The sequence below is a fragment of the Vibrio sp. M260118 genome (assembly GCF_036533755.1).
GTDB lineage: Bacteria > Pseudomonadota > Gammaproteobacteria > Enterobacterales > Vibrionaceae > Vibrio.
The window spans coordinates 1-9544 of sequence record NZ_JATABG010000116.1 but is presented as its reverse complement, the minus strand read 5'-3'; the positions used below and the strand labels follow the sequence as shown (position 1 = coordinate 9544).

Here is a 9544-nt window from a genome sequence, read left to right as displayed (position 1 = left end):
ACATCACCTCAATAAGCATCGAACCGGTAAAGAAGATACTGATAAATGCGGCTGGGAAACCCGCTATGATAATCAGCATTGCGTTGCGAAAAACATGCTTGTAAAGAATGTCGCGCTCACCCAAGCCTTTGGCTCGGGCTGTAACCACATATTGCTTATTAATTTCGTCTAGAAATGAGTTTTTGGTCAGCATACTCAAAGTGGCGAAGCCACCAATCACCATCGCCAAAATCGGTAACGCTAAGTGCCAAAAATAGTCGACGATTTGCTGATACCAAGTCAGTTGGTCAAAGTTGCTCGACACTAACCCTCGTAGCGGAAACCAGCTAAAGTAGTTTCCGCTAGCAAATACAATGATAAGGATAATCGCAAATAGAAAGCCCGGTATCGCATAACCAATAATAACCAGGGCACTCGACCAAACATCAAAACGACTTCCATGATGAATCGCTTTCAAAATGCCTAAGGGAATGGAGAGCAAGTAAATGATCAAGGTGCTCCACAAGCCCAAAGATATCGAAACAGGCAGCCGCTCAACGATCAAGTCAATAACGCTACCACCTTTAAATAAGCTATCGCCAAAGTTAAAGGTGACATAGTTTTTGAGCATGTCGAAGTAGCGCTCATGGAGAGGTTTATCAAAACCAAACTGCTTTTTGATCTCTTCGACGACTTCAGGGTCTAACCCGCGAGAACCCTTATAACCCGTCGCTGAAGCCTCTTCAACGACAGCCGTATCCGCTGAGTTTCCTCCACCTGTAATACGGCTCATTAAACCAGACTCTAGACCTTCCATTTGGGCGATCGCCTGCTCAACAGGCCCGCCCGGAGCAATCTGGATAATGAAAAAGTTAATCGTGATAATTGCCCACAAGGTGGGAATAACCAGCAATAGTCGTCGGAATATATACGCTGCCATTTAAGCCTCGATTATCGTCTTTTCTCTGGAAGTTTGGCTGCTTTTTCCTTCGAGACCCACCAAGTATCGACGCCTAGATCGTAATCAGGACGAACTTCTGGGCGCTCGAACTTATCCCAGGTTGCGACCCGATAGTTACTGTAATGCCACTGAGGAACCATATAAAAGTTCCACTGCAATACTCTGTCTAATGCGCGGCCCAGCAATAAAAGTTTGTCTGGGTCTTGCTGATGGTCAGCGATTTGTTCAGTTAGATAATCAACAGCAGGATCAATGACACCTGCAGTATTGTAGGTCGAATCAATGAACTTAGAGTTCCAAACTATCATCAAGCTAGAGCTTGGATAAGCATTGGCGAAGTAGCTCGATGAAACCATATCAAAATCACGGTCACGCAGACGTTTGATGTACTGAGTTCTATCCACTGTACGTAATTTCATGTCAATACCCATTAAACGCAGATTCTTCTGGAACGGTATCGCATAGGTTTCCACATTCGGATTGAAGATCAGCAATTCGAAGCTCATGACTTCACCGGTTTTGGTGTTGGTCATAACCTTGTTTTTTAGCTCCCATCCCGCCTCTTTTAGAAGCTTAAATGCCGTACGCATCTGAGATCGAATTCGACCTGAACCATCTGTTTTTGGTGGTTGATACTCTTCGGTATACACACGTGGAGGAATCTTATCTTTTATCGGAGCAAGTACGTCAACCTCACCTTGTGACGGTAGGCCAACCGACTCGTACTCGGTGTTCTGAAAGTAACTTCTTGTTCGGCTGTTTTCGTTGTAAAACAGATTGCGATTCATCCATTCAAAATCGAGCGCATAACTAATCGCTTCACGAACTTTAGGATCTTTAAATACTTCCGTTTGAATATTGAACACAAAGCCACGGGCTGACTGAGGTTGCTGATGCGGGATCACCTCTTTCTTGATGTAACCTTTGTCAAAATTACTGCCAGTGTATGAGTTTTCCCAAAATTTAGGCTCACTCTCGATACGGATATCAAACTCACCCGCTTTAAACGCTTCAAGCATCACTGTGTCGTCGCGGTAGTAGTCGTATTGGACTTGCTCAAAATTATTGCGGCCAATATTTACAGGTAAATCTCTCGCCCAGTAATCTTTATCAAGCGTGTAAGTAACGCTCTGGCCCGGTTTGTAATCAGTAACCTTGTAGGCGCTGCTACCGACTGGTGGCTCATTCAGCGGCTCAGAGAACTTTTTATCTTGCCAAAAGTGTTTAGGTAACACGCGAGTTGATTGAGCGAAACTAAACAGTTTCTCTCGGTCTGGCTCATTCATCTCAATACGCACAACCAGATCTGACTTTGCCGTTACAGACTTAATCGCCTTATAGTAAGAGCGGTATTGTGGAACGCCTTCGGTCATAAACTTTTCGAAGGTGAAAGCGACGTCGTGAGCAGTAATTGGTTTACCATCTTGAAAACGTGCTTTAGGATTCAGGTCGAGTTCCAACCACATGTAATCGTCAGAATAACGCACATTACTTGCAATCAGAGGGTAGTATGAATCAATTTCATCACTTGGCGAGTACATCAATGTGTCGTAGAGCTGACCACTGCCTGCCGCAGCCACCCCACGAGATGCATAACGGTTGAAGTTGTCGTAGGTGCCCATTTGGCCGTATGTCACTTTGCCATACTTAGGAGCGTCTGGGTTAACATAGTCAAAGTGAGCAAAATCAGCTGAGTATTTAGCTTCACCAAACCCAACAAGAGTAGTCGTTTCAATAACTTTGGCGTGAGCTCCAAAGCTTGCAGTCACAGCAATCAACCCGCTAAGAGTAAGGCGAGTAAGCATCGTCATATGCGCTTCCTTTCGTGTTCTTCTAATCGTTCTATACCCAAAATAATTGGAATTGCAGCGCGGCAACAAGACAATTCAGCCCTATGAGTATAGATGTACTATATGATTAGGGTGAATTGTCGCAGTTAACAAAGCTGCAGCTTCAAGAATGAAGGGTATATTAACTATAGTATTAATTAGTATTAATAATTCAACTACTTGGATAAGTATAGATAAAAAAACACTGAATCAAGGCCAGTTCCATCTATCTCAGTGATGCCTGGTTATCCCAAACGTTTTACTCACCAATGATTTTGACTCGCATGGCTAGGATATGTTCCAACTTGGCTTTATTGAACATCCGAATGACATTCTCTTAATAGATTTCCCCTAGTTGTTAGGGTACACAACTTTAAACTGTTCTAAAACAAGCAGCATGTCTTCAGAAGGGGCGATGTTGAGTTCTTGGCACTCTTTAGAAAAGAAGTCCCAATGCGCCTTTTTCCACCAACTTAGAGTTTTGTCGCCCTCACCCTCTAAAGCTGCGAACTCGGCAGTAACTTCGTTATACTTGCATTTACTTACTGAGGTGGTTTCGACAATACAAATAGGCTCGCCATCCCAGTTGGTTACAACCATCAAATGGCCAACTTTGGGCATAATTTCACCCTGTTCGCTATACCAAACATCTAGGCTGCAACTTGCCCTCTTTTCGCCTTTGAGTACTAAATCAGCACATACATTGGCATTGTACTCATCAGCACAAAAGTAATCTGAACTGAATGACTTGTACTTTGATGACACATCTTGAGGTAGGGATTCTAAAAAATTTTCTAAAAATGACTGGCTTCTTTCATCCATGATTAAAACTCTAAAATTGGTTGATGCGTAGCCGCGAACGTTTAGCACCTAGATTTAAAAATATTATTGGCGCGCCTCAGACCAAACCGCGAACTCATTGCCACTCGGCTCTATAAAGTGAAAACGACAGCCTCCGGGAAACTCGAAAATTGGGCGAATAACTTCACCGCCATTTTGAGCTACTTTGTTTAATGTCGCTTCTATATCAGCACTGTAGAACACGAGTAGTGCTCCGCCACTGTTAGTTTGGCTGCAATGATCAGACTTGAAGAAGCCACCATCTAAGCCCTGATTTGAAAAAGCCGTATACTCTGGGCCGTAGTCCACAAAATCCCAACCGAATACTGAAGAAAAGAAGGCTTTGGTCGCCTCTAAATCCTTAGCGCCAAACTCTACATAATTTAGTTTTTCATGTTGATGCATTTGCTTGCTCCTTTCTGGTTGTGTTGACAATGAACATCACGTTGGATGCCCACTGCTTATTCTAAGTTATCATTCCTCATCGACTTATGTCTTCCTTATAGTTCTCAATCCGCTCTGGTACATCTTGACCTTTCCCCCTAAATTAGCACCAGATTCGATTAAATCGTCAGTATAGGTATATCAGGGAAAAGCCTTTAGCCCTTTACTATTATTCAGTTGCCCTTACAATTGAGCCAAGTTTGAATTTCAAGGTTAATCCTATGTCTATCCAATGGTTCCCGGGCCATATGCACAAGGCTCAAAAAGAGATTGCAGAAGCGATCCCGCAAATCGATGTCATTATCGAGGTGCTTGATGCTCGTATCCCTTTTAGTAGCGAAAACCCAATGATCGCTGAGTTGAAAGGCGACAAGCCAGTTGTAAAAGTTCTCAATAAACGCGATCTGGCTGATCCAGAACTGACTCAACTTTGGATTGACCACTTCGAAAAAGAACACAACGTAAAAGCGATTGCTATTACCACTTCTCAGCAGCAAGAAGTACAAAAAATCATGGAGTTAGTGCGTAAGCTTGCTCCGCACCGTGAAGAGATCGGCAAAAACATTCGTACCATGATTATGGGCATCCCGAACGTAGGTAAATCGACCATCATCAACTCGCTAGCAGGTCGTACTATCGCTGTCACTGGTAACCAACCTGCTGTGACTCGTCGCCAGCAGCGCATCAACTTACAAAACGGTATTGTTCTTTCTGATACTCCGGGAATTTTGTGGCCTAAAGTGGAAAACCCGCACAGTGGTTTCCGCCTTGCTGCCACAGGCGCGGTAAAAGATACTGCGATGGAATATGACGAAGTTGCTTTCTACACGGTCGAATACTTGGCTATAGCTTATCCTCAGCGCCTACAAGAGCGTTATGAAATCGAAGACCTGCCAGAGAGTGACATTGAGCTAATGGAAGAGATCGGTCGCCGCCGTGGCGCTCTGCGTTCAGGTGGACGTGTAGATTTGCACAAATGTTCAGAGATCCTCTTACATGAACTGCGTAACGGAACGCTAGGTCAGATCACCTTAGAGCTGCCAGAGATGATCACTGAAGAGTTGATTCAGGTTGAGATTGAAGCCGCTCGCAAAGCCGAAGAGAAGGCCAAGAAGAAAGAAGAGCGCCGCAAACGTTACTTGAAAAACAAGCGTTAACCATCACTATAATTAGGGTAGCGATTAAGCTGCCCTTTTTTGTTATAGTGTAACAAAAGCATTTCAGAGACATTTTAGATGAGTATACCAACTAACATCATCACTGGGTTTCTCGGTACGGGAAAAACCACCGCAATTCTTAACCTTCTAAAAGATAAACCCGAAGGTGAACGTTGGGCGGTATTGGTTAATGAGTTCGGTGAAATCGGCATTGATGGCGCACTGATGACTGACCAAGGTGCGCTGATTAAAGAAGTACCAGGTGGCTGCATGTGTTGTGCTGCCGGCATTCCTATGTCAGTCGCTATTACCGCTTTACTACGCACTAAACCTGACCGACTGATTGTTGAACCAACTGGCCTTGGGCATGCACACAAAGTATTGGCGACACTGACTTCGAGCCAGTTCACAGACTATATCGACTTAAGAGCTACCATAGGTTTAGTTGACCCTAGAAACTTACGTAATGAAAAGTACCTAAATAACCAGAACTTTAATGATCAACTTTCGATTTCTGACATTGTTATTGGCAACAAAGTTGACCAATGTAGTGTCAGCGATATTGATGCATTTAATGACTGGGTCACTGACCATACGCCACCTAAGGTACATTCTCAGTTAGTCAAACAAGGACACTTCCCTATTGAGCTTCTTGACTCACCTCGTAGACACTCAGCTCAAGAAAGCGAAGTAGCAGCTCACCACCATGACCATGCCGAACAAGAGCCTCAGTTTGCTCTCACGCCCGATCAAACCTACGTTCGCAAAGAGAACAAAGGCCAAGGCTACTTTAGCTGTGGGTGGATATTTGGCGCTGAAGTGGTGTTTAGTTTTGATGACCTGTTCTCAGTGCTGTCAGATATTACTGCCGAGCGCGTAAAGGGCGTACTTAATACCAGCGACGGCTGTTATGCGTTCAATGTGAGCAATGGCGTCGTGTCAGTCAATGAGATGAGCTTGGAAGGATTTGAAAGCCGTGTAGAAGTGATTGATAGCGAGCTTCTTCCATGGGACCAACTTGAAGATGTGCTAATAAGAATATCTAACATCGAAGAATAAAAAGCTCTTTACGACAAGAGGCGCACAATTGTGTGCGCCCTTTCCCTCGTTACTCAATCGTGAGTATGCGAATCAGGAGGTCATTTTGTTGCGACCTGATATAAATACGAGGCTTTCAATTTTAACGTTGAATCCATCCAAATTGTAGGTAAGGCGATATTTCCTCCATGCGGGTTGGTTCGAATTGCCTTACACTTTAACTATGGTTCAAATCCTCAAATATGCAAGTCACACCCCTGTCTACTTGTAACTATATTGTGACTTACCTCTAGTATTTTTATTCGTTTATTACCCACCATAGCGTCATCTCAAAACTGGAAATCAACTTTTCATTCTTATTGCTATAGTTAACCACTCTCAGCGGTATAATTTGCATCAAATCCTCGGAGACCTATCAATATTGGAGCCCGCCTTTCATGACCAAAAGAGAAAAACTTAAGCAATCCTTACTCGCCAAAGTTCCTAAGGATGCGGTTAATCAGTTTCTCTCTAAAGATAAAACGCCTATTTCAGTTTTAGCATTGTCGCTCATCGTGGGTGTATTAGCGGGTTTAGTTGGCACCTACTTTGAAATTGCCGTTCACTTCGTTTCAGAAACTCGCACTGACTGGCTAAAAAATGAACTAGTAAGTGCAGTGCCGCTATGGCTCGCCGCGTTTGTTATCAGTGCCTCGCTCGCATTCGTTGGCTATTTTTTAGTTCACAGGTTTGCTCCAGAAGCGGCAGGGTCAGGTATTCCAGAAATCGAAGGTGCAATGGATGGAATTCGTCCAGTACGTTGGTGGCGAGTATTGCCAGTAAAGTTCTTTGGTGGATTGGGTGCACTCGGCTCAGGTATGGTATTGGGCCGCGAAGGCCCGACAGTACAAATGGGTGGTGCTATTGGTCGCATGATGACCGACATCTTCAAAATTAAAGACGATAATACGCGCCACTCATTGTTAGCGTCAGGTGCAGCCGGAGGTCTAGCCGCCGCATTTAACGCACCTCTCGCTGGCATCATGTTCGTGGTCGAAGAGATGCGCCCTCAATTTAGATATTCACTTATCTCTATTAAGGCCGTGATTATATCAGCGATCTCAGCCAATATCGTATTCCGTTATATCAATGGCCAGGATGCAGTGATTACAATGCCGCAGTACGATGCACCAGAGCTTCCCACACTATGGCTGTTCCTGCTGCTAGGTGCACTATTCGGTATGTTTGGCGTCGTGTTCAATCGCCTAGTGACTTTCTCTCAAGACATGTTTGTTAAGCTTCATCGCAACGACAGAAAACGCTACCTGATCACTGGCTCACTCATTGGTGGCTGTTTCGGCATCATGCTGCTCTACTTCCCTTCTATCACTGGCGGCGGTATCGACTTAATCCCAACTATCACCAATGGTGGTTATGGTGCTCAGGTGTTGCTGGTGCTATTTGTTATGCGCATCGCGACTACCCTGATCTGTTTCGCGTCTGGTGCTCCCGGCGGTATCTTTGCCCCTATGCTCGCATTAGGCACGCTATTTGGTTACGCCTTCGGTTTAATTGCTCAAGGGCTGTTTCCAGATCTCAACATCACTCCTGGTATGTTTGCTATTGCAGGAATGGGCGCTCTTTTCGCTGCAACGGTCCGCGCTCCGATCACTGGCATTCTGCTCGTGATTGAAATGACCAACAACTACTACTTAATTCTCCCTCTGATTATCACCAGTTTAGGTGCGGTTATCTTTGCCCAACTTTTGGGCGGTCAGCCAATTTATAGCCAACTTCTGCATAGAACATTGAAAAATGAGAAGTTGAGACAGAAAGATCTCCCTTCTACCCAAGAATGAGATTTGCAACGCAACCGTTTGGCTTGCTATGATCGCGGCAAATAACCCTACATAAACATTAAATAAGACAAATAGCCGAGTTGGTATTGTCGAATAAGGATAAACAGAGTTGAACTGGAGACGCTTTACTCAATTCCAGAGTGTCCCGCCCTCTCAGGCTTCACTGGCATTAGGTGTCATCGGACTTGGCCACGCTTGGGCATTATATATTCCAGAAGTTGGAGAGTTAATACGCCCCTATTTTGCCAGCCTTGGAGCTATCCTGCTGTTTCCCGTGTTAGTGAGATACCTCACTAGCTACAGTACATTTATGAACGATATTCGCCACCCTCTCAGCGGCAGCCTAATGGCTCCAATGAGTATGGCGCTATTGATTCTGTGTGATTATCTAGCTATCAAACTGCCAATGGTGGCCTATCCGCTTTGGTTTGCTGCGCTATTGCTACATGTCACAATGATGACTTTGTTCTTCTTTTTCCAGTTAAAGAACTTCAAGATGTCAAACATTGTCCCGAGTTGGTTCTTATATCCGGTTGGGGTGATCAGCAGCTCGCTTGCAGGTACCCAGTTTGGCCACACGGTCTTTTCTGAAACCCTTGTTAATACGTGTATTACCATCTATTTCTTCATGTTACCGCTGGTATTATACAGATTGGTATTTGAAGGGACGCTGCCAAGGCGCGCAAAGCCAACACTAGCGATTATGGCCGCGCCAATTAATCTCACCCTCGCGACTTACTTAGTGAATTTTCCGACCCCAGATCCGATATTGACGGGAGCCTTAGCAGGTATCGCCATCACTATGACGATGCTAATCTACCTCTGCTACATTCGCTTAATGCGACTCAAGTTCCAACCATCGATTGCTGCTGTGACCTTCCCTTCTGTGATTAGCGCGATCGCGATGCACAGGCTAACTTCATTCTTTGCTGAAAGTCATCCTCACTGGCATTGGTTACACAATTTTGGGCTGTTTGAGTTGTCCGTGGCGACAGGCTTAGTGATATGGGTTGCGGTAGGTTATATAAAAATGTATTGGCCGGAGAAGTTCGCTTCGGATATAAAAACCGACGCCAAATAACACTATTCAAAGTAATAAATCGTCGAAAAACCAATAATGGCATACCCCTCGAAGGGTAATTATTCTCAATCAATATAACATTGATTATATTTTTATCTGTTGATAACCGCAAGAAAATCACATTTTAGATTAGAAATATTATTCAACTGAATTTATACATAGCTATGTCAGCTGGCGCTTACGGTAAATAACTAAGGCTATGTATTATGAACATCTTAACGACGCAATCAGAAGTGGTCCCCAATTTTCGGACATGACTTTAAGTGATTGATCTGTTTTGATAGTACCCAACAATACTGGAACAGATTATGACTAGAAAACGTAGAAACCACTCTCCTGAGTTCAAAGCTAAAGTGGCACTTGCTGCCGCCAAAGGT

The 9544-nt window shown here is 44.2% G+C and carries 8 protein-coding genes; 4 read left to right on the top strand and 4 right to left on the bottom strand.

The window, feature by feature from the left end:
- The 4 genes from QTO00_RS09075 to QTO00_RS09060 all read right to left on the bottom strand — a co-directional run.
- Positions 1-919 (bottom strand): microcin C ABC transporter permease YejB (locus QTO00_RS09075; RefSeq protein WP_331424415.1); only part of this gene is annotated, 919 nt, incomplete at its 3' end.
- Positions 920-930: 11 nt separating this feature from the next.
- Positions 931-2745, bottom strand: a complete 1815-nt coding sequence (locus QTO00_RS09070) for an extracellular solute-binding protein (RefSeq protein ID WP_443088913.1) — start codon at positions 2743-2745, stop codon at positions 931-933.
- A 375-nt stretch (positions 2746-3120) separates the two neighbouring features.
- Complete coding sequence (locus QTO00_RS09065; protein WP_331424412.1) at positions 3121-3591, bottom strand: ASCH domain-containing protein; 471 nt, start codon at positions 3589-3591, stop codon at positions 3121-3123.
- Positions 3592-3654: 63 nt separating this feature from the next.
- Complete coding sequence (locus tag QTO00_RS09060) at positions 3655-4014, bottom strand: VOC family protein (protein WP_331424410.1); 360 nt, start codon at positions 4012-4014, stop codon at positions 3655-3657.
- Positions 4015-4274: 260 nt separating this feature from the next.
- Between QTO00_RS09060 and ylqF the strand changes: the two genes are divergently transcribed.
- The 4 genes from ylqF to QTO00_RS09040 all read left to right on the top strand — a co-directional run bounded on the left by ylqF (position 4275) and on the right by QTO00_RS09040 (position 9167).
- The gene (gene ylqF / locus QTO00_RS09055; protein ID WP_331424408.1) at positions 4275-5210 is read left to right on the top strand and encodes a ribosome biogenesis GTPase YlqF; all 936 of its coding nucleotides are present in this window, start codon (positions 4275-4277) and stop codon (positions 5208-5210) included.
- Between the two features lie 78 nt (positions 5211-5288).
- Positions 5289-6269 carry a CobW family GTP-binding protein gene (locus QTO00_RS09050; RefSeq protein WP_331424406.1) on the top strand — a complete coding sequence of 327 codons (981 nt, stop codon included), beginning with the start codon at positions 5289-5291 and terminating at the stop codon, positions 6267-6269.
- A gap of 416 nt (positions 6270-6685) precedes the next feature.
- Positions 6686-8086 carry a H(+)/Cl(-) exchange transporter ClcA gene (gene clcA / locus QTO00_RS09045; protein ID WP_331424404.1) on the top strand — a complete coding sequence of 467 codons (1401 nt, stop codon included), beginning with the start codon at positions 6686-6688 and terminating at the stop codon, positions 8084-8086.
- 109 nt (positions 8087-8195) lie between these two features.
- Positions 8196-9167: a TDT family transporter gene (locus QTO00_RS09040; protein ID WP_331424402.1), complete on the top strand. Its 972-nt coding sequence runs from the start codon at positions 8196-8198 to the stop codon at positions 9165-9167.
- Positions 9168-9544: the final 377 nt, after the last annotated feature.

What these genes read in the sequence shown, in the direction of transcription:
- clcA (WP_331424404.1), top strand. Translation starts at nt 6,686, where the DNA reads ATGACCAAAAGAGAAAAACTTAAGCAATCCTTACTCGCCAAAGTTCCT.
- QTO00_RS09050 (WP_331424406.1), top strand. Translation starts at nt 5,289, where the DNA reads ATGAGTATACCAACTAACATCATCACTGGGTTTCTCGGTACGGGAAAA.
- QTO00_RS09060 (WP_331424410.1), bottom strand. Translation starts at nt 4,014, where the DNA reads ATGCATCAACATGAAAAACTAAATTATGTAGAGTTTGGCGCTAAGGAT.
- QTO00_RS09065 (WP_331424412.1), bottom strand. Translation starts at nt 3,591, where the DNA reads ATGGATGAAAGAAGCCAGTCATTTTTAGAAAATTTTTTAGAATCCCTA.
- QTO00_RS09070 (WP_443088913.1), bottom strand. Translation starts at nt 2,745, where the DNA reads ATGCTTACTCGCCTTACTCTTAGCGGGTTGATTGCTGTGACTGCAAGC.
- ylqF (WP_331424408.1), top strand. Translation starts at nt 4,275, where the DNA reads ATGTCTATCCAATGGTTCCCGGGCCATATGCACAAGGCTCAAAAAGAG.